Below are 20540 nucleotides of genomic sequence, written 5' to 3' on the forward strand. Positions count from 1 at the left end.
TTATAAGCCCTCACCCTTTGGGGGAGGGTTGGGAGGGGGATTATTTTACCTCTTCGAAGTCTACGTCTTCTACGTCGTCTCCACCTTTAGACTCACCGCCTCCGGCTTGTCCTCCCTGAGCTCCGGCTCCGGGTCCACCTTGTGGTCCTCCGGCCTGGCCACCCTGGGCTTCGGCTTGTGCTTTGTACATTTCTTCAGAAGCTGTTTTCCAGGCTTCATTTAATTTATCCAAAGCAGGAGAGATTTGCTCGATTTCTTTAGTTTCGTAGGCTTTCTTAAGGTCTGCCAAAGCATCCTCAACCGGCTTTTTCTTATCTTCAGAAATCTTATCACCAAATTCTTTCAGTTGCTTTTCAGTCTGGAAGATCATAGCATCAGCTTCATTTAGCTTATCTACCTTCTCTTTGGCTTTTTTATCGGTTTCAGCATTCGCTTCAGCCTCTTTCTTCATTTTCTCGATTTCCTCTTCGGTAAGTCCGGAAGAAGCCTCGATACGAATATCCTGAGATTTACCTGTAGCTTTATCTGTAGCGCTTACTTTAATGATACCATTGGCATCAATATCGAAAGTCACTTCAATTTGAGGTGTTCCTCTTGGCGCTGGTGGAATTCCGTCTAAATGGAATCTACCAATTGTTTTGTTATCTGCCGCCATTGGACGCTCACCCTGCAACACATGGATTTCTACAGAAGGCTGATTATCTGCCGCGGTAGAGAATGTCTGTGATTTCTTAGTAGGGATCGTCGTGTTTGATTCAATAAGCTTAGTGTTAACTCCTCCCATAGTTTCGATACCTAAAGAAAGCGGAGTAACATCAAGAAGCAATACATCTTTTACATCTCCTGTTAATACACCACCCTGGATAGCAGCACCAATTGCCACAACCTCATCTGGGTTTACACCTTTAGAAGGTTTTTTTCCGAAGAAAGCCTCTACTTCTTCCTGAATTTTAGGAATACGCGTAGAACCACCAACTAAAATCACCTCATCAATATCGCTTTTAGAAAGACCGGCATCCTTTAGTGCTTTTTGTACAGGGTCCATAGAACGCTTCACCAAAGTATCGGCAAGTTGCTCAAATTTAGATCTTGTAAGAGTTTCTACAAGGTGCTTAGGTCCGCTTGAAGTTGCAGTTACATAAGGTAAGTTAATTTCTGTCTGGGTTGAAGAAGACAACTCGATTTTTGCCTTTTCAGCAGCTTCTTTTAAACGCTGAAGTGCCATTGGGTCTTTTCTCAGGTCGATATCTTCCGCTTTTTGGAAAGTATCTGCAAGATAATCGATGATCACCTCATCAAAATCGTCACCACCAAGGTGCGTATCACCGTTTGTAGAAAGTACTTCAAAAACTCCGTCACCTAATTCAAGGATAGAAATATCAAATGTACCACCACCAAGGTCATAAACCGCGATCTTCTGGTCCTGGGATTTTTTATCCAGTCCGTAAGCAAGTGCAGCTGCGGTTGGTTCGTTAATAATTCGGCTAACTTTAAGACCAGCGATCTCACCGGCTTCTTTTGTAGCCTGGCGCTGAGAATCGTTAAAGTAAGCTGGCACGGTAATTACCGCTTCAGTTACATCCTGTCCAAGATAATCCTCTGCGGTTTTCTTCATTTTCTGAAGCACCATTGCAGAAAGTTCCTGCGGAGTATATTTTCTTCCGTCAATCTCTACACGCGGAGTATCGTTATCTCCTTTTACAACTTTATAAGGAACCCTTCCTGCCTCTCTTTCAGATTCAGAATATTTATTCCCCATAAAACGCTTAATAGACGCTACAGTTTTGGTTGGGTTGGTTACTGCCTGACGTTTTGCAGGATCACCAACTTTTATTTCGCCACCCTCTACAAATGCTATTACAGAAGGTGTAGTTCTTTTTCCTTCGGCGTTAGGTATAACCGTTGGTTCGTTACCTTCCATTACGGCAACGCAAGAGTTGGTCGTACCTAAGTCAATTCCAATTATTTTACTCATAACTTTATACGTTGATTTTTGTGTTATTGTTTCAGTTTCTCGGGGTGTTAAAGTCAATCTTTATGCCATCAGAAAAGTTATGACAGGATGTCAGAATTGTATTTTCTATAATGGCATTCCCTCCATTTCATTGCGGGCCGGGCTATCCGCTGTATCCGCGAAGAAAAATTCGCGGGATGCCGCTCCTATCCCTAATGCGTTCTAGTAGTGAGTGGTGAGTAAAATTTCGGTGATTCATTTTAGACTCACAACCTGAAACAAAAAGTTGTTCATTTATCTCCAACAAAATCTTTCTCTTTTCTCTTTTTTAAACATCTTAATTCCTGCCTCCTATTTCCTGAGTCAAACACTTTTTACATTCCATTTTAAAATTATTCACTCTTCACTTTTCATTATATCATTTTCAACTCAGCACATTTTCAAACCATTTTCACCTTCCAAAGCCATGCTTAAAAAATGCCAATTTTCGATCTTCAGAAGAAAGATCGCCCGCAGATATCGCATATTAACGCAGAACAATTTCCGGACAAACTTTTCACTTTTCATTCGTACTTCTATGAACTTCCCTGATTAGTGTTGACCGGTTTTACATATTAATTCTCACTATCAAAAATAGTAATTACTGTCCTTTCCTTTGGGTTTAAAGTTGACCAATATTTCTCAAATTCATCAGGGTTTCTTTTTTGTAAATGATTATGTGATCTTTTATTATTATAGTTATTCACTGCCTTGTTTACCTGACTTTTTAACTGGTAAAAGGTCTGCGGTCTCCAATGATCAAGATATTCTTCTTTTATAGTCCTGTTGATCCTTTCCGCATAAGCATTATCCTGAGCACTTAAAGCCATGCTAATAGTGGTGGTATTAGCTTTTAGCAAATCAATATAAGATTTATAAGTGTATTGGCTTCCCCTGTCAGAATGATGGATCTTTGGCGCTTTATTTTCTTTTAATGCCATCTTCAAGGCTTTTACATTAGCTGTTCCCCGCATGTTATCTGATACCTGGTAACCTACTATTCTCTTGGTATAAACATCAATTATAAAGACCACATAATAAAATTTATCACCAACCCTATAATAGGTAATATCTGATTGCCATACCACCGAAGGGGCATTGATCTTCATTCCTTTAATGACATTTGGATAGTAGATCTTTCCTGCAATAGGGGTCCGCCTGTAATTTTTCTTTCTTTTCAAACGGTACCCCAGTTGCATAAAAATAATTACAAAACGATCTCTCCCAATAAAATCTGGTTTTAAAATGCTATACATTTTCTCCACCCCACAACCAGGATGAACTCTTCGAAGGTCATCAGCTTCTTCCATTAGCTGCATCAACCGGTTATCAAAAGCAGCTTGCCTTCGGGCATATTGGTGTACCGCTTGTTTGCTGATCCCGATACTTTCGTAGAGCTGGTTCATAGAATAACTTATTTTTTCTTTGTTTTCCCTGAACCAGTTGATTGTGGGGTGCTGTAGTTTTTTTTAATGTCGATATCAAGCTCGGTCTTAGCCAATTCGATCATCTTCTCGAAATAATCTACCTGGATCTGTTTACGGCCCAAAGCCGCTTCCAGCTCCTGGATTTTGGCTTCCATTTCTTTCATCTTTTTCTGACTACTATCTTTCATTTCTACAACTCTAAAACCTTTTTCATTAAAGGTAGAAAATTTATAAATCCAGCGATAAATCACCTGATAAGCTACTCCATGAAGTTTGGAAAGCTGTGGTACACTTAATTGGCCGCCTTCAAAGTCTGCGACAATCTGTTTTTTGAACTCATCAGAGTACTGGCGTTGCTTTCGCAATAATCGTACATTTGGTTTCATACAAGTTGATTTGTGGTCAACCTATATCAAGGACGTACATAAATTAACTTCTCACTCTTCACTCTTCACTCTTTAGCTTTTTAACTCTTTTACTCAAATTTCACATTCTTCAGCAAAACCTTCTTTTCCGCTCAATATGTTGATGAATAAACTTCATATACCACTTCAAATTCGTATTTTTGCAAAAATTTTCCACTCGAATGCGCGAAAGAGAAATAGTAAGTGTTTTTGATATGCTTAAAGTTGGTGTTGGACCTTCCAGTTCCCATACCCTGGGACCATGGCGGGCTGCGCAACGATGGATTGCCGAACTTAAGAAGAAGGAAATATTTAACAAAGTAGAAAACATTCATATCGACCTCTACGGATCCTTATCCCTTACAGGAAAAGGACATGCAACAGATATAGCTACTATCCTCGGATTAAGCGGACACGATCCCGTGACTATGGATATTTCTATTATAGAACCGGAAATCGAAAAAATTAAAGAGCAGAAAATCCTGAAGTTAAATGGTGAAAAGCCAATCGGTTTTAATTGTGAAACCGATGTGAAATTCAACCGGAAATTTCTCGAATTTCATCCCAACGGGATGACCTTTCGTGCACAGCTCGATAATGGTAAAAATACAGCCTCTTCCTTTTACTCTATCGGCGGCGGATTCGTTGTAAAAAAGGAACGGAAGAATGCCAGGAAGCAAATGCAGAATTTCAAAAGTTTTCCCTTCCCCATAGAAAAAGCCACCGAACTTCTGGCATATTGCAAAACCGAAAATAAGCAAATTTCAGACATTGTTCTGGAAAATGAAAAATCCCTTCGTTCTGAAGAAGATATTGATTCCGGTTTGCGAAAAATCTGGAAAGTCATGTTGGAATCCATGTACATTGGCTGCCATACCGAAGGCACACTTCCCGGCGGACTCAATGTTAAGCGCCGTGCCTTCGAAATGCACCAGCGCCTTATTCGTGAAGGAGATTACAATTCTCCCGAAGAATGGATCTCCGTCATTCGAAATAACGAAGTGAAATTCCGTGAAATCTTAAAATGGGTGAGTTGTTTTGCGTTGAGTGTAAATGAGGTCAATGCTTCCCTTGGACGGGTAGTAACCGCACCAACCAACGGAAGTGCCGGCACTGTTCCCGCCGTGATGATGTATTATATGGTAATCGAAAATCACAACGCTACTTTTGAGGATTTAAAGCGATTTATGCTGGTAGCCGGCGAAATTGGCAGCCTGTTTAAAAAAGGTGCAACAATTTCTGCGGCAATGGGCGGTTGCCAGGCCGAAATTGGTGTTTCCTCAGCCATGGCCGCAGCGGGATTAACCGAACTTCTTGGCGGCTCACCAGAACAGGTTCTTATGGCTGCAGAAATTTCTATGGAACATCATCTTGGTCTGACCTGTGATCCTATTGGTGGACTCGTACAGGTGCCGTGTATAGAAAGAAATGCCATGGGTGCCATAAAAGCAATAAATGCTGCCGAAATGGCTTTAGAAAGTGACGCCAGTAAAGCAAAAGTGCCTCTGGACAAGGTTATAGAAACCATGTGGGAAACTGCAAAGGACATGAATTCCAAGTACAAGGAAACTTCAGAAGGAGGACTTGCTGTACAGGTAAATATGAGTGATTGCTAAACTCCGGAATAGCTTACTGAGTCTTCAATAAAACATTAACTTCGTACTCAGATTTTAGTCATATTAATCCACGCATAATTGCTTCAGCTAAATAGTTTCTCTGAAAAAATCATCAACCTGATCCGAAATTACGGATTCATGATTGGCTGCTATTTCGCCTTCTTTGCGGTACTGGGCATTTTAACGTCATCATTTCCAAATCTTGATTTAGACCAATATCAGCAGACAGAACTTTTTAAAATGCTGGATGAAAGTCCGCTAAAATTTGCCGTGATGGCATTAATTGTAGCGCCGATTTTAGAAGAAGGCATTTTCAGAAGTCTTGTAAAACCCTCGCAAAACGACATCCTGTTTTTCATCACCACAGTTCTTGTCATAATAGGAACTTTTCTCGTTCCGCCGGGTGTTCACTGGGTGACCAGCTTCTTTTTATTATCATTTGCAGGAATCTTATTTTTTCTGTTTCTCCAGGCGGCAATTCCTGAAAGATTTCTAAACAGATTTCATAAAATATTTAATTCGGCATACCGCTATATCTGGCTCCTTAGCGCGTTCGTTTTTGGTCTTGTCCACATCTACAATTACGTTCCAGCTTTTGAAGTAAATCTGCCGCTGTTTTTACTCATTTTCCCCAGGATTATCGCGGGTTTTTTCTTCGGAAAAATTAAAATTGAAAACAATGGCCTCATCTGGCCAATTGCAATGCATACGATGAACAACAGTATCGTTCTTTTCTTTTTTATTCCGAAGATACTCTGAACCTTTTAACAAACGATTAAAGGGCGAAGCTTGTTGTTTTTTGTAACTTATTGGCTGCTGAAAAATCAGTCTATGATTACGTTCACCAATTAAAAATAAGTTATGAAAGCTGTACAAGTACAAGAAAAAGGAGGCGATTTTGTCGTGGTAGATATCGACAAACCTTCACCAAAAGAAAATGAAGTTCTAATAAAAGTTGAAGCCTGCGGAATTTGCCATAGTGACGCCTTTGTTAAAGAAGGGGTTTTTCCAATTGATTATCCGCGTGTTCCCGGTCATGAAGTTGTCGGGATTGTTGAAGAAGTTGGCAGCCGCGTTAATAAATGGAAAAAAGGACAGCGCGTTGGCGTGGGCTGGCATGGCGGACACTGTTTTGAGTGTAAACCCTGCCGGAAAGGTGATTTTGTGAATTGCGAAAATGCCAAAATCAGCGGAATCTCTTACAACGGTGGTTATGCCGAATATATGACTGCTCCGCAGGAAGCAATTGCCAGCATTCCCGAAGAATTATCTTCCGCAGATGCTGCTCCATTGTTATGCGCGGGAATTACTGTTTTTAACGCCTTAAGAAATTCCGGAATTAAAGCCGGAGATACCGTTGCGGTTCAGGGAATTGGCGGCCTTGGCCATTTGGCAATTCAGTATGCTGCTAAAATGGGCATGAGAACTGTGGCCATTTCTACCAGTGACGATAAAAAAGACCTTGCAAAGCAATTAGGTGCTCATCATTTTATCAATACCGGAAATAGTGACGCCGTAAAAGAACTTAAAAAACTCGGCGGCGCCGATTTAATTCTGGCAACAGCGCCAAGCAGCAAAGCCATAAGTTCCGTTATTGACGGAATAGCCAAAAACGGAAAAATCCTGATGGTCGCAGCAACAGGAGAACCTATTGAAGTATCTCCCATGCAACTGCTCTCCGGAAGAAAATCTGCAGCCGGTTGGGCAAGCGGTACCGCCATGGATTCTGAAGATACTTTAAATTTCAGCGCATTAACCGGAACAAAGCCAATGATTGAAGAGTATTCACTGGACGATGCAGCAGAGGCTTACGACAAAATGATCACTAACAAAGCTCGTTTTAGAATAGTTCTAAAACCATAAACTGAAGAAATTCAGAAGAAGATTATATCTTCATCTTAAATTTTTCTTTAATATTCAAACAGGCTGTGCGGAATTTTCTGCACAGCCTTTCTTGTTACTACAGGTCGATAATTGGCATTTTGGAGTGTTGATATTTTTGATTGGTAGTATATTGGTGTTCCTTATTAAAAATCTTGCTTCCTGTTCTTGCAGCGTAGCGGTCTTTACTTTGACATTTTGAGGCATTGATCTTGGAAGGTGGTGAACTAATTTACTACTTTTACTCGAACTAAAAATCATAACGATGTCAGTTGCAAAAAAGGAATATAAGAGGATCACGGTGAAGTCTTTGGTAGACATGAAGGCTAATGGAGAAAAAATAGCTATGCTAACCGCTTACGATTATAGTATGGCGAAAATTGTAGATGGTGCGGGCGTTGATGTGATCCTTGTGGGCGACTCAGCCAGTAATGTTATGGCCGGTCATGAAACCACCTTGCCAATTACGCTGGATCAAATGATTTATCACGCTTCCGGAGTTGTGAGAGCAATTAGCAGGTCACTGGTTGTTGTGGATTTGCCCTTTGGAAGTTACCAGAGTGATCCCAAAGAAGCGCTGCGTTCGGCTATCAGGATTATGAAGGAAAGCGGTGCTCACGCCGTTAAGCTGGAAGGTGGCAAGGAAGTAAAAGATTCGATTAAACGAATTCTCCACGCCGGAATTCCTGTTATGGGACATCTGGGACTAACTCCGCAGTCCATTTATAAATTCGGAACTTATACTGTTAGAGCTAAAGAAGAACAGGAGGCCGAAAAACTGAAAGCTGACGCGTTGTTACTTGAAAGAATAGGTTGTTTTGCTGTTGTTCTGGAAAAAGTACCTGCAAAATTAGCCAAAGAAGTTGCTGAAAGCCTTACCATCCCGGTGATAGGGATTGGTGCCGGAAACGGTGTGGACGGACAGGTTTTGGTGGTTCACGATATGCTGGGAATGACGCATGAATTTAATCCGCGTTTTCTAAGACGCTACGCCGATCTTCACGCTGAAATGACCACTGCTTTTGAAAATTATACAAAGGATGTGAAAAACAAAAGTTTTCCTTCAGATGAAGAACAGTACTAGTTTGGAGTTCGGAGTTACAGCACCCGCATTCTTCTTAAGAAATTTGTTCAGTATTGAATTCAGATAAAATAACCTCTACAAAAGATAATCTTCAGGTTTTATATGAAGACAACCATATAATTGTGGTTAACAAGCGACCGGGGGATATCGTGCAGGGCGATAAAACCGGAGATAAACCGCTGAGTGAAGTCGTAAAATCCTATCTGAAAGAAAAGTACAACAAACCGGGAAATGTATACCTGGGGGTAGTCCATCGTCTCGATCGTCCCACCAGCGGAATTGTTCTTTTTTCAAAAACTTCAAAAGCATTACCGAGGTTAAATAAACTTTTTCAGCAAAAAGATGCCAGGAAAACTTATTGGGCCGTGGTAAAAAATCCGCCGCCAAAAGATGAGGACAGGCTGGTTCATTACATGAAGCGGAATCCTAAACAAAACAAATCTTATGCACATATAAAAGAAGTTCCGGATAGTAAAAAGGCTATTCTGGAATATAAGATTATACGGAAACTTGATAATTATTACATGCTGGAAATCGATTTACACACCGGGCGACATCACCAGATAAGGAGTCAGTTATCTTCAATTGGCAGTCCGGTAAAAGGGGATTTGAAGTATGGATTTGATCGCAGCAATAAAGATGCGAGTATACATCTTCACGCCCGGGAATTAAAGTTTACGCATCCGGTAAAAAAAGAAGATATTCATATAATTGCGCCGCCACCTTCAGATCCCATCTGGGACGCCTGTAAAGATTAAGCCTCCCTTTTCATGCTGCGGCTGATTTCTGCAAAGACTGCAAAAATTATAAGACAACCTCCAATAATCGTATTTACAGCCGGATATTCACCCAGGAATAATAGTCCGAGTAAAATTCCGTAAACCGGTTGTGCACTACTGATAATACTTGCCGTGGTTACCGAAAAATTCCTAAAACTCATAAGCAGTAACGTGTGGCCAAAACAGGTGGTCACTACCGCCAGAACCAGAATAGGCGCCAATTGCGAAGACACTGCAGATAAATCGAATAAAAACAGAACAGGCGATAACATTATGGTTATAACGATCATTTGATACATCATCAAAACCGATCCGTTATATTTTTCTACTTCCTGTTTCATCAGAAGGTTCCTGAGCGAATAAAAAAAAGCCGAAATCACTCCAAAAGCAACGGCTAAAGTCTGATCATTTTCAAAACTGAATTCCGGAACCAGAAAATAAATTCCGAACAGTACTAAAACGGCCAGTCCCAGGTGCATTTTGCTAAATCTGGTCTTCAGCAGTAAAGGCTCCAGAAAAGTGGTAATAACAGGATATGTATAAATGGATAACATCCCTATGGCCACGCTGGAAAGACTGAGGGAATAGAAATAAGTCACCCAGTGTATTCCCATTAAACATCCGCCTATAATCACTTTAAGCAGATCTTTTTTATTGGCAATATTAATTTTGAATTTCCTGAATCTGCAAAAAAGGTACAATACGATTCCAGCCAAAATTGCCCGGAAGGTAATAGTCACGAAGGGATCTAATGTAATGTACCTGCCCAAAGTCCCGGAGGTACTTATAAGCATCACTGCAAAATTGAGCTCAAGGATATGCCGGAAATGGCTTGTTTTAACAGTCAAATTATGAGGTTACCTTATTACTTGCTGTGCTTTTTCGCTAATTATCTTCCCTACAGGTTTATTTTCGATCTTGCTCTCAAGCCAAGATATTATATCCAGATAAAGAAAGGCCCTGCGTTCAAAGGGATGATCTTCATATTCCTTTAAAGTTGCATGTAACTGCCGGAATTCATTTTTTATTTCCAGGGGAGAAACGTCTGGCAAATGTCTCAAAAATTTAATCATTTCCAACTGGACTTCGTGCAAATCGTTCATCCTAATAAGGAATTTATAGGTCGATTTAATGAGTCTTTCCAGATGATAATCCAATCCTGCTTCATAATGAGCTACGAGATTAAGTATTCGGGCAAAACACATAAGATCTTCCCGCATTTCAAGGTCTTTATTATTAATGATCTTTTTCAGGAATTCTATACATTTTTTATTTTCCCCGTTCCCAAAGTAGAGACAGGCAACCTTATAGTAAAATACCATAATATGATGCTCATCTATCCTGCTCCGGTATTTTTTTATTTTCTTCTGAATTTTCTCTACCAGCTCATCTCCATTAGCAAACTCACCCTTCATAAACCGAAGATTCAGCTTATTGGAATATAAATAGAGGAAAGAAAGTGCGGCAATATTATCATCGTCTGGCACCCTTGGATCTTTTAGGCTCGTCTCTAAATCTTTCAGCACCTTTTCAAATAAAGTAGCGTGATTCAGATAAAAAAGTGCCTCCAGTAAATAATGGTTTCCTTTTAAATAAGAAACCGGATGCACGGCGATTAAATGTTTGTTGTCATTAAAGAGCTCTATCCACTTTGAAGCATATCTAAAACACGCCAGAAAATCCTGGGTTATAAAGCTATACCACAAGTATGCCTTGTACAACCACAATTTTTCCCTGAAACCTAAATCACTGAATTTATACTCCGGAAGCCCTTTCTGAAAATCTGCTTTTACCTGCATGGCCTCTGCCTCGGTACGTGCATATCCCATTTTCAGGAAAATTGCGTAAAGATGTAATGATAAATTAGAAAGCTTACTCGCAATTACGCTTAAATGAGTAAGCTCCTCTGTCTGGTTTATTAGTGTTTCTGCACGGTTGTGGATACTTCGGGTAATATATTGCGATTCGATAATTTTCTCCCAGTCCAGAATTTCGTACGCAATATTTTTCTCTTCATAATATAAAGCAGTAGATTTCACCTTGTCCAAAAGTTTCAGGCTTTGCTTATAAAGCCCCTTCCGGTAAAGTATAATTGCGAAATCCAGTTGTTCCCTTATTTGAACCGGCATACTCTGGTGCGATGGATTCAGTCTTAAACTAATTAGAATCTGACGGTATAAATGTGCTTTTACATTCGATAATTGCCGTTTACTGATCTTCGTATTCTTCAGAATAACATCTTCATCATACTTTTTAAGCTTAGACATCACCTTAAATAAATTAAGAAATTTACTATCGGTGTTTACTCCAATCCTGCCAACATAGAGCGAAAATTGCCGTTTTTCTGAAGGGGAAAGCGATTGTATAAGAGAAAAAAGATTATCTGATAATTCGTTGGTCATTGTAACAAAAAGCTTTTTAACTAGCTGTGTATCAGCATAATTACATTCTTATCTACAGTTTAATTATCGTAACGACCACTTATTGAAGGCCTTAAAGTGTAGATGTAAATAATACTTTAGTTAAAGATAAAGCAAAAAATATCGCTTATGAGTACTGAAAAGGTAGAAATTTTTGACACAACGTTACGGGATGGGGAACAAGTACCAGGCTGCAAATTAAACACAGCCCAAAAATTAAAAATTGCTGCACGACTCGATGAACTGGGAGTAGATGTAATTGAAGCAGGTTTTCCTGTATCTAGTCCGGGCGATTTTCAGTCAGTTTCTGAAATATCAAAGCTGGTGAAAAATGCCGCTGTTTGCGGATTAACGCGTGCAGTTAAAAAGGATATCGAAGTTGCTGCTGAAGCACTCAAACATGCAAAGAAACCAAGAATTCACACGGGAATAGGAACTTCCGATTCTCACATTAAATATAAGTTTAATTCTACACAAGAGAAGATAATCGAAAGGGCTAAAGATGCAGTTGCTTACGCAAAAACTTTCGTAGAAGATGTGGAATTTTATGCTGAGGATGCCGGCAGAACAGATAACGAGTTTCTCGCAAAAGTTTGCGAAGCAGCAGTTAAAGCTGGTGCGACCGTTTTAAATATTCCCGACACTACCGGATATTGTCTTCCGGAGGAGTACGGCAAAAAGATCAAGTATTTAAAGGAAAATGTAAAAGGGATCGAAAATGTACGTATTTCCTGCCATTGCCATAACGACCTTGGTCTTGCAACCGCAAATGCCCTTGCAGGTATTACCAATGGAGCAAGACAAATAGAATGCACTATTAATGGGATTGGAGAGCGCGCAGGAAACACTGCTTTAGAAGAAATCGTGATGATTTTAAGGCAGCATCCTACGTTGAATTTCCATACTAATATCAATCCAAAATACCTTTTTGATACCAGTGTAATGGTATCCAGGGAAATGGGAATGTTTGTACAACCAAACAAAGCAATTGTTGGGGCTAATGCCTTTGCTCATAGCTCAGGAATTCACCAGGACGGAGTAATAAAGAACAGGGAAACCTATGAAATTATGGATCCGGCAGATGTTGGTGTAACCGAATCTGCAATTGTGCTAACCGCGAGAAGCGGAAGAGCTGCTTTGGCTTACCGCGCTAAGAAAATGGGGTACGAATTAACAAAACTTCAGTTGGATTGCGTCTATAATGAATTTTTGAACTACGCCGATTGTAGAAAAGAAGTCGTCGATACGGACATCCACGAAATCGTGGCAATGTCTAGAAAACATATGGCTATTGCATAATGAAGAAAACACTTTTTGATAAAATCTGGGATTCTCATATTGTAGAATCCATACCTAACGGACCGGATATCTTATATATCGATAAACACCTTATTCACGAGGTAACGAGTCCGCAGGCTTTTAATGAATTAAAGGAAAGGGATATTCCGCTTTTTCGTCCCGATCAAACGTTCGCTACGGCAGATCATAACACGCCTACAGAAAATCAACACCTACCTGTTAAGGATCTTTTGTCCAGAAAACAATTAAAGGAGCTGACCCAAAACTGCGAAGAAAATAATATTACCCTTTACGGTTTAGGCCATCCTTACAACGGAATCGTACATGTTATGGCTCCGGAACTTGGTATTACACAGCCGGGAATGACCATTGTTTGTGGGGATAGTCATACCTCTACCCACGGTGCTTTTGGCACTATTGCCTTTGGTATTGGTACCAGCCAGGTTGCACAGGTTTTTGCGAGTCAGTGCCTTTTGGTTGAGAAACCGAAAAAGCTAAGGGTTAATGTTAATGGTAAATTGAAGAAAGGCGTACTTCCAAAGGACGTTATTTTATATATCATTAGTAAACTCGGAACAAATTCCGGTACCGGATATTTCTGCGAATATGCAGGAGATGTGTTTGAAAACATGTCTATGGAAGGCCGTATGACAGTTTGTAATATGAGCATCGAGATGGGTGCCCGTGGCGGATTAATTGCTCCGGATAATACTACTTTTGATTATGTTGAAGGAAAAGAATTTGCTCCAAAAGGAGAAGAATTCGAAAACCTGAAGGCTTACTGGAAAACACTGAAAACAGACGAAGGAGCTGAATTTGATCAGGAATATTCTTTTGATGCTGAAGACATCGAACCTATGATCACTTATGGCACAAACCCGGGAATGGGAATTAAACTTAGTGGCTCTATTCCTGTGGAAGGCACTAAAAGTGATGCTAAAGCTTTATCTTATATGGGCTTTCAGCCTGGAGAATCATTATTGGAAAAGCCTATTAACTATATTTTTATAGGAAGTTGTACGAATTCCCGAATTGAAGATTTTCGAACAGCAGCAGCCTACATTAAAGGTAAACGAAAAGCCGATAACGTGAACGCTCTAATTGTTCCGGGATCAAGACAGGTCGCCGCTCAAATTCAGGAAGAAGGTCTTCATACCATCTTTGAAGAAGCCGGTTTTACCTTAAGACAGCCAGGATGTTCCGCTTGTCTGGCTATGAACGACGATAAAATACCGGCCGGGGAATATTGTGTTTCCACAAGTAACCGGAACTTTGAAGGAAGACAGGGACAGGGTTCAAGAACAATTCTTGCCAGCCCGCTAACCGCCGCTGCAACTGCAATCGCAGGAAAATTAACAGACTATACAAAAATGCTTAACTAATGGAAAAATTCACCACACTTACAGATACCGCTGTTCCATTAGATATAGAAAATGTGGATACAGACCAGATCATCCCGGCAAGGTTCTTAAAAGCCACCGATAAAGCAGGCTTTGGAGAAAACCTTTTCCGTGACTGGAGATGTGATAAAAATGATGAACCTAATCCGGATTTTCCATTAAACAATCCGAATTATTCAGGTTCAATTCTTGTAGCTGGAAATAATTTTGGCTGTGGCTCAAGCCGGGAACATGCTGCATGGGCAATTAAAGCCTATGGTTTCAAAGTAGTTGTTTCGAGCTATTTTGCAGATATATTTAAGGGAAACTCATTGAATAATGGGTTGTTACCTGTGCAGGTAAGCCAGGAGTTCCTGGATAAGATTTTTCTTGCCCTTCAAAATGATCCAAAGGAAAAAATAAAGGTAGATCTGGAAAACCAGAAGATAAGCATTGGAAACACTGGAGAATCTCAGCATTTCGATATCGATCCTTACAAGAAAACCTGTATGATCAATGGTTTTGATGATATAGATTTTTTAGTGAGCAAACGGGAAGCCATAAAAAATTACGAAAAAAATAAGAATACAACACCTACCTCGGTAGGCGTCTAATAAGAAAGTTCAGCAATACTAACACAACCTGAACTTGTTTCAGGTTAGTTTATGCAGCATTGGAAAAGTTCAAGAATGATGTTAGTGCAGCGACTTCTTTTTTTTATAAACAAATCAGAATGAAATTAAAAATAGCAGTATTACCCGGAGACGGAATAGGACCTGAAATCACACAGCAATCAGTAAAGGTTTTGAAAGCGGTAGCAGATCGATTTGATCACGAATTTCAATTTGATGACGCCTTGGTAGGAGCAGCAGCAATAGATTTGCTGGAAAATCCATTACCTGAAGCTACCCTGGATTTATGCCATAAATCTGATGCTGTGTTATTCGGGGCCATTGGTCACCCCAAGTACGACAACAATCCCGATGCAAAGGTACGACCGGAGCAGGGACTTCTTAAACTTAGAAAAGAACTCGGCCTTTTTGCCAATATCAGGCCTGTAAGAACATACGAAAAACTTCTGGATCAATCTCCGTTAAAACGGGAGCGTATCACAGGAGCCGATATGGTGATTTATCGGGAATTAACCGGTGGAATTTACTTTGGTGAAAAAAGCACAGCGGAGGATGGCAAAAGTGCCCAGGATTTATGCTTCTATTCCGAAGAAGAAATAGATCGTATAGCTCATCTTGCATTTAAAGCTGCGCAGCAAAGGCGCAAAAAACTTACCTTAGTAGACAAAGCCAATGTCCTTGAAACCTCAAGATTATGGCGTAAAACGGTTAAAACCATTGCCAAAGAATATCCCGATGTAGAACTGGATTTCCTGTTTGTGGACAACGCAGCCATGCAAATGATCCTTAATCCTACTCAATTTGATGTAATACTTACTGAAAATATGTTTGGTGATATTTTATCTGATGAAGCCAGCGTGATTGGGGGAAGTATAGGTCTTCTAGCTTCGGCTTCAGTTGGTAATAAAAACGCGATGTTTGAGCCTATTCACGGTTCTTATCCGCAGGCTACCGGCAAGGGAATTGCTAATCCTGTAGCCTCGGTACTGTCTGCAGCAATGCTTTTGGATCACTTTGATTTAGTTGAAGAGGCCAATGCGGTAAGAAAAGCTGTGGAAGTAAGTATTCAGCTAAATGTCTGCACTCAGGATATCAACAAGGAAAATCACTATACCACAGAAAAAGTAGGAGATTTTCTCGAAGGACTTATTGCCGAAATTGATAATATCAATATCAATGACGAGAATATGAACCTGGGGCAAATGACTATTATATAAAGAACAACAAATTATATTTCTGGCCTCTCGCTTTGTGTGGTTTTAGCGGGAGGCCTTGTTTTTTATATGATCTCTAAGACCATTAACTTGATGATCCCTGGAGATTACGAAAAGCTATGGATTCAGGAAACTATAGCCACAGAAAAGACCCGTCAGGTTTTAAAACCAGACGGGTCTTTTCTGTTGAAGATGATAGTATAGATTTTCTATCTACCACTTCGCATCCTTTTTCTTTTTAGCAATTTCATCAAGAGCCAGGTTATCCTTGCTTCCTAAATGAGTGTGCTTTTTACCTGCTGCAGGCCGATAATTGCCATTTTGGACCTGCCCTCCTATTTCCTTATAAGCTTCCCTAAATGACTGCCCCTGCATCACAAGGTCGTTTATACTGTCTACCGTAAAGAGATATTTATACTTTTCATCAGTTAAATCGACATCTTTTACTTTAATTAAAGCTATAGAATGGATAAAAACATCCAGAATCTCCTTAATATTCTCAACAGCGTAAATACTGTTCTCTTTTATAAGCTGAAAATCCCTGTGGTAGCCGCTGGGAAGGTTATTTGTAATTAATATCATCTCATTGGCGATACTCTGAAGCTTATTGCACTTGCCCCTTATCAATTCAAATACGTCCGGATTCTTTTTATGAGGCATTATACTGGAACCTGTGGTAAGTTCGTCGGGAAAGGTGATAAAATCAAAATTCTGACTCATATACAAGCAGATATCCATTGCAAACCGGGACAAGGTATTTGCGACAGAAGCGATATTTGAAGTTACTGTTCGTTCACATTTTCCCCTGCTCATTTGTGCGGCAACGACATTGTATTTTAATGTTGAAAATCCTAATTCCTTTGTGGTAAATTCCCTGTCAATAGGAAATGAAGAACCATAACCTGCCGCAGATCCCAACGGATTCTGGTCCACAATTTTTAATCCGGCTTCCAGCAAATAAAGATCGTCAATCAACAATTCAGCATAAGCCGAAAACCACAATCCGAAGGAAGACGGCATCGCCACCTGAAGGTGTGTATACCCAGGAAGTAATTCTTCCTCGTGCTTCTTAGCCAACTCCAGCAAAACATCGATTAAATCTCCGGTTTTTCCTGAAATCTGCTGAAGGTTTTCTTTAAAATAAAGCTGCATCGCGACCAAAACCTGGTCGTTTCTGGAGCGGGCAGTATGGATTTTTTTTCCGGTGTCTCCAAGAGCTTCTGTAAGATCGAATTCTATTTTCGAATGAACATCTTCAAATTCTTCTGCTATATGAAAATTGCCATTTTCGAGCTGTCGTTGTAATTTCTCCAGTTCCTTCTCAATAGCCGAAACTTCTTCCTCATCTAAAATCCCCACTTCACCTAGCATTTTTGCATGAGCCTTAGAAGCTTTTATATCGTATTCGGCCAGGAACATATCCAGTTCGCGATCGTTTCCTACGGTGAATTTTTCAATTTTTTTATCTATTGATATTCCTTTGTCCCAGAGTTTCATATTTGATTTTCGGTTTATCTAAGACCTCACAGGTTTTGAAAACCTGTGAGGTCTATTGATTATTTTTTCAGCGCCTTGTCCAGGAGCTTTATATATTTTTCAATTCCTTCTTCGACTTCTTTTACGTAGATAAACTCGTCTGCGGAATGTGATCTTGTGGAATCTCCGGGACCTAATTTTAATGATGGGCATTTCAGCATAGCCTGATCTGAAAGTGTGGGAGAACCGTAAGTTTCCATTCCTAAGCTTACACCCGCCTTCACCAAATCATGTTCCTGCGGAATAGACGATGAATTTAACCTCAGTGATCTCGGATTAATTTCGTCTACCGGAGCTTCTTTTTTCAGAATCCCAGCAACTTCTTCATTGCTGTAACAATCATTCACGCGGACATCAATTACTAAATCTACTTTGCCCGGCACTACGTTGTGCTGACTTCCTGCTTTAATTTGTGTAACTGTTAATTTCACCTCGCCCAAAGCTTCAGAAACTTCTTTAAACCTGAAGTTCTCGAACCATTGCAAAACCTTAGCTGTTTTATATATCGCGTTATTATCATTGGGATGTGCGGCGTGAGAAGGTGTTCCTTTTACAACTGCATCAAAAACAACAAGTCCTTTTTCTGCTACCGCGAGTTGCATTAAAGTTGGCTCTCCCACGATAGCCACATCGATATTTGGCATTTTAGGCAGCAGGCTTGAAATTCCGTTTTTCCCATTTGTTTCTTCTTCCGCAGAACCTGCAAATACGATGTTGTATTCTAAATCTTCAGCTTCATAAAACCAGGTAAATGTGGCCAAAAGCGAAACAAGACACCCCCCCGCATCGTTACTTCCTAGTCCGTATAACTTTCCTTCTTCAATTTCAGCTTTAAAAGGATCCTTGGTGTAGCCCGAATTAGGTTTAACAGTATCGTGATGGGAATTGAGCAGTAAAGTAGGCTTCGATTTATCAAAATATTTATTAACCGCCCAAACATTATTCAGGTGCCTTTGAAAAGTAATATTATGGTTAGTACACCAGTTTTCCAATAGCGCGGCCGTCCCATCTTCCTCTTCTGAAAAAGACTCGGTTTCAATTAAATTTTTCAGCAAATCAAGCGCCTGACTCTGAAGTTCCGGTAAAGTCATTATTTTACAATTTTGGTATGAATTGAATTTTTCTTTAGCAGGTTGGAATCTCCCAGTCTTATTTTGTTGACACCGTGGTGAAGCGCCTGAAAACAATTATAAAGTTTTGGCAGCATCCCTTCACTGATAACCCCTCTGTTCATCAACTGTTTATAAAGCTGCTCATCAATCTCCTTTATAATGGATTCGTCATTTTCAATATCTGTAAGCACACCTTTCTTTTCAAAGCAAAAATTAAGTTCTGTGTCATAAATGGAAGACATGGCTTTGGCTACTTCTGCAGCTACAGAATCTCCGTTGGTGTTATAAAGCTGTCCGTCCCCACTGTACGAAATCGCCGAGAAAACCGGAATAATGTTCTGCTCCAGAAGCGAAGAAATAAAGGAGCTGTTAACTTCAACAATATCGCCCACAAAACCAAAATCCACTTCTTTAACTTCCCTTTTCTTTGAAATTATACTTGCACCATCTGCACCACAAAGGCCAATTGCATTTGTACCTCGCTCCTGCAGTTTAGCGACGATATTTTTGTTTATGAGTCCGCCGTAAACCATGGTGATGACTTTTATCGAATTAGCATTTGTAATCCTTCTGCCGTCCACCATTTTGGTTTCGTATCCAAGTTTTTCAGCTGTTTTGGTAGCCATACTTCCGCCACCATGTATAAGAATCTTAGGAGTCTCCAACTCTGAGAAATCTTTCAGGAATTCCCTAAGTTTATTCTCATCTTCGATTAACTTCCCTCCTATTTTTACAACTTTTAGCACCTGTTTTCCCATACTTTATAATTTTGCCCCTAATTTTTTAAACCGAAATCAGGCTTATTTCTTTTCTAACAACCTTTTTAAAACTGCCTGTGCTGCAAACGTTCTGTTACCTGCCTGATGAATAACTACTGAATTTTCACTATCTAAAACCTCATCTGCAATAACCATATTTCTCCTTACCGGAAGACAGTGCATTACTTTTGCATTACCGGTGTTTTGAAGTTTATCACCTGTTAATGTCCAAGAAATGTCTGTACTTAACACTTTCCCATATTGCTCATAGCTGCTCCAATTTTTTACGTATACGAAATCTGCGTCTTTTAAAGCTTCTTCCTGATCGTGCATAACTTGGACGTTTTTAGTTATTTCCGGGTTCAAATCATATCCTTCCGGATTGGTGATCACGAAATCCACATCTAATTTCTGCATAACTTCAGCAAGAGAATTAGGTACAGATTGCGGCAACGCTTTTGGGTGCGGCGCCCAGGTAAGCACCACTTTTGGCTTCTTATCTGTCTTTAATTCTGAAATCGTTATTGCATCTGTAAGTGCCTGTAAAGGATGTCCCGTAGCACTTTCCAAATTAATCACAGGAACAGAAGCGTATTTCTGAAAACTCTTCAGTACAATTTCTGCCTCGTCCTTTTCTTTATCTTTTAAATCGGGAAAAGCCCGCACAGCAATAATGTCACAATATTGTGAAAGCACCGCGGCAGCTTCTTTAATATGTTCCGCTTTATTGGAATCCATTACAGCTCCATCTTCAAATTCTAATGCCCAACCGTCCTTATCGGCATTCATTACCATCACTTCCATTCCCAATAATTTTGCAGCTTTCTCTGTGCTTAAACGCGTACGCAGACTTGGATTAAAAAATAACATTCCCAATGTTTTTCCTTTTCCGGCCTCTGCTGATGTGTTCTTCTTTTTTAACTGAAGCGCCTCTTCAATTAGTTCCTGCAAATCTTCTATGTCTGATAATGTGATGTAATTGTTCATTTAGTTGAATTCTAATTCT

The 20540-nt window shown here is 40.0% G+C and carries 18 protein-coding genes; 9 read left to right on the plus strand and 9 right to left on the minus strand.

The genetic code is table 11. The annotated features are described in order from the left end of the window. Positions 1-40: 40 nt before the first annotated feature. From dnaK to RM549_RS00065, 3 genes are all read right to left on the minus strand, one after another. Positions 41-1975 carry a molecular chaperone DnaK gene (gene dnaK, locus RM549_RS00055; protein WP_311679463.1) on the minus strand — a complete coding sequence of 645 codons (1935 nt, stop codon included), beginning with the start codon at positions 1973-1975 and terminating at the stop codon, positions 41-43. A gap of 593 nt (positions 1976-2568) precedes the next feature. Continuing rightward, positions 2569-3399 carry an IS3 family transposase gene (locus RM549_RS00060; RefSeq protein WP_311679465.1) on the minus strand — a complete coding sequence of 277 codons (831 nt, stop codon included), beginning with the start codon at positions 3397-3399 and terminating at the stop codon, positions 2569-2571. An 8-nt stretch (positions 3400-3407) separates the two neighbouring features. After that, a complete protein-coding gene (locus tag RM549_RS00065; protein ID WP_311679466.1) occupies positions 3408-3806 on the minus strand; it encodes a transposase in 399 nt (132 codons plus the stop codon). Between the two features lie 200 nt (positions 3807-4006). Between RM549_RS00065 and RM549_RS00070 the strand changes: the two genes are divergently transcribed. From RM549_RS00070 to RM549_RS00090, 5 genes are all read left to right on the plus strand, one after another. Continuing rightward, the gene (locus RM549_RS00070) at positions 4007-5440 is read left to right on the plus strand and encodes an L-serine ammonia-lyase (protein ID WP_311679467.1); all 1434 of its coding nucleotides are present in this window, start codon (positions 4007-4009) and stop codon (positions 5438-5440) included. A gap of 138 nt (positions 5441-5578) precedes the next feature. Further along, entirely contained in the window at positions 5579-6199 is a 621-nt protein-coding gene (locus tag RM549_RS00075; RefSeq protein WP_311679469.1) for a CPBP family glutamic-type intramembrane protease, read from the plus strand. Between the two features lie 102 nt (positions 6200-6301). Then, positions 6302-7303 (plus strand): alcohol dehydrogenase, encoded by a 1002-nt coding sequence (locus tag RM549_RS00080; RefSeq protein ID WP_311679471.1) that lies wholly within the window; start codon positions 6302-6304, stop codon positions 7301-7303. 283 nt (positions 7304-7586) lie between these two features. Further along, positions 7587-8405 (plus strand): 3-methyl-2-oxobutanoate hydroxymethyltransferase, encoded by an 819-nt coding sequence (gene panB / locus RM549_RS00085; RefSeq protein WP_311679473.1) that lies wholly within the window; start codon positions 7587-7589, stop codon positions 8403-8405. 53 nt (positions 8406-8458) lie between these two features. Next, on the plus strand, positions 8459-9163 hold the full coding sequence (locus tag RM549_RS00090; protein ID WP_311679475.1) for an RluA family pseudouridine synthase: 705 nt from the start codon (positions 8459-8461) through the stop codon (positions 9161-9163). Here RM549_RS00090 and RM549_RS00095 read toward each other — a convergent pair. Then, complete coding sequence (locus tag RM549_RS00095; RefSeq protein WP_311679477.1) at positions 9160-10032, minus strand: DMT family transporter; 873 nt, start codon at positions 10030-10032, stop codon at positions 9160-9162. The genes RM549_RS00090 and RM549_RS00095 overlap by 4 nt on opposite strands. A gap of 9 nt (positions 10033-10041) precedes the next feature. Next, a complete protein-coding gene (locus RM549_RS00100; RefSeq protein ID WP_311679478.1) occupies positions 10042-11586 on the minus strand; it encodes a hypothetical protein in 1545 nt (514 codons plus the stop codon). A 147-nt stretch (positions 11587-11733) separates the two neighbouring features. Here RM549_RS00100 and RM549_RS00105 point away from each other — a divergent pair, with 147 nt between their 5' ends. The 4 genes from RM549_RS00105 (at position 11734) to leuB (ending at position 16131) form a co-directional block, all read left to right on the plus strand. Beyond that, entirely contained in the window at positions 11734-12903 is a 1170-nt protein-coding gene (locus RM549_RS00105) for a 2-isopropylmalate synthase (protein WP_311679479.1), read from the plus strand. Beyond that, entirely contained in the window at positions 12903-14285 is a 1383-nt protein-coding gene (leuC, locus tag RM549_RS00110) for a 3-isopropylmalate dehydratase large subunit (RefSeq protein WP_311679481.1), read from the plus strand. Before RM549_RS00105 ends, leuC begins: the two co-directional genes overlap by 1 nt. Further along, on the plus strand, positions 14285-14896 hold the full coding sequence (gene leuD, locus RM549_RS00115) for a 3-isopropylmalate dehydratase small subunit (protein WP_311679483.1): 612 nt from the start codon (positions 14285-14287) through the stop codon (positions 14894-14896). The genes leuC and leuD overlap by 1 nt, the downstream gene beginning before the upstream one ends. 119 nt (positions 14897-15015) lie before the next feature. After that, a complete protein-coding gene (leuB, locus tag RM549_RS00120) occupies positions 15016-16131 on the plus strand; it encodes a 3-isopropylmalate dehydrogenase (protein ID WP_311679485.1) in 1116 nt (371 codons plus the stop codon). A 210-nt stretch (positions 16132-16341) separates the two neighbouring features. On the opposite strand, the gene argH is transcribed toward leuB, so the two are convergent. Genes argH through RM549_RS00140 form a run of 4 tightly spaced genes read right to left on the minus strand, consistent with a single transcriptional unit; the run spans position 16342 to position 20521 of the window. After that, the gene (argH, locus tag RM549_RS00125; RefSeq protein WP_311679486.1) at positions 16342-17625 is read right to left on the minus strand and encodes an argininosuccinate lyase; all 1284 of its coding nucleotides are present in this window, start codon (positions 17623-17625) and stop codon (positions 16342-16344) included. Positions 17626-17684: 59 nt separating this feature from the next. Beyond that, a complete protein-coding gene (locus tag RM549_RS00130; RefSeq protein WP_311679488.1) occupies positions 17685-18755 on the minus strand; it encodes a M20 family metallo-hydrolase in 1071 nt (356 codons plus the stop codon). Further along, positions 18755-19534 (minus strand): acetylglutamate kinase, encoded by a 780-nt coding sequence (argB, locus tag RM549_RS00135; RefSeq protein ID WP_311679490.1) that lies wholly within the window; start codon positions 19532-19534, stop codon positions 18755-18757. Before argB ends, RM549_RS00130 begins: the two co-directional genes overlap by 1 nt. Positions 19535-19576: 42 nt before the next feature. Next, positions 19577-20521: an N-acetylornithine carbamoyltransferase gene (locus RM549_RS00140; protein WP_311679492.1), complete on the minus strand. Its 945-nt coding sequence runs from the start codon at positions 20519-20521 to the stop codon at positions 19577-19579. Positions 20522-20540: the final 19 nt, after the last annotated feature.

Origin of the sequence: Autumnicola patrickiae (assembly GCF_031846525.1) — a bacterium.
Taxonomy (GTDB): domain Bacteria; phylum Bacteroidota; class Bacteroidia; order Flavobacteriales; family Flavobacteriaceae; genus Autumnicola; species Autumnicola patrickiae.

Coding starts and splice junctions, on each gene's coding strand:
- dnaK (WP_311679463.1), bottom strand. CDS start 1,975: ATGAGTAAAATAATTGGAATTGACTTAGGTACGACCAACTCTTGCGTT.
- RM549_RS00060 (WP_311679465.1), bottom strand. CDS start 3,399: ATGAACCAGCTCTACGAAAGTATCGGGATCAGCAAACAAGCGGTACAC.
- RM549_RS00065 (WP_311679466.1), bottom strand. CDS start 3,806: ATGAAACCAAATGTACGATTATTGCGAAAGCAACGCCAGTACTCTGAT.
- RM549_RS00070 (WP_311679467.1), top strand. CDS start 4,007: ATGCGCGAAAGAGAAATAGTAAGTGTTTTTGATATGCTTAAAGTTGGT.
- RM549_RS00075 (WP_311679469.1), top strand. CDS start 5,579: ATGATTGGCTGCTATTTCGCCTTCTTTGCGGTACTGGGCATTTTAACG.
- RM549_RS00080 (WP_311679471.1), top strand. CDS start 6,302: ATGAAAGCTGTACAAGTACAAGAAAAAGGAGGCGATTTTGTCGTGGTA.
- panB (WP_311679473.1), top strand. CDS start 7,587: ATGTCAGTTGCAAAAAAGGAATATAAGAGGATCACGGTGAAGTCTTTG.
- RM549_RS00100 (WP_311679478.1), bottom strand. CDS start 11,586: ATGACCAACGAATTATCAGATAATCTTTTTTCTCTTATACAATCGCTT.
- RM549_RS00105 (WP_311679479.1), top strand. CDS start 11,734: ATGAGTACTGAAAAGGTAGAAATTTTTGACACAACGTTACGGGATGGG.
- leuC (WP_311679481.1), top strand. CDS start 12,903: ATGAAGAAAACACTTTTTGATAAAATCTGGGATTCTCATATTGTAGAA.
- leuD (WP_311679483.1), top strand. CDS start 14,285: ATGGAAAAATTCACCACACTTACAGATACCGCTGTTCCATTAGATATA.
- leuB (WP_311679485.1), top strand. CDS start 15,016: ATGAAATTAAAAATAGCAGTATTACCCGGAGACGGAATAGGACCTGAA.
- argH (WP_311679486.1), bottom strand. CDS start 17,625: ATGAAACTCTGGGACAAAGGAATATCAATAGATAAAAAAATTGAAAAA.
- RM549_RS00130 (WP_311679488.1), bottom strand. CDS start 18,755: ATGACTTTACCGGAACTTCAGAGTCAGGCGCTTGATTTGCTGAAAAAT.
- argB (WP_311679490.1), bottom strand. CDS start 19,534: ATGGGAAAACAGGTGCTAAAAGTTGTAAAAATAGGAGGGAAGTTAATC.
- RM549_RS00140 (WP_311679492.1), bottom strand. CDS start 20,521: ATGAACAATTACATCACATTATCAGACATAGAAGATTTGCAGGAACTA.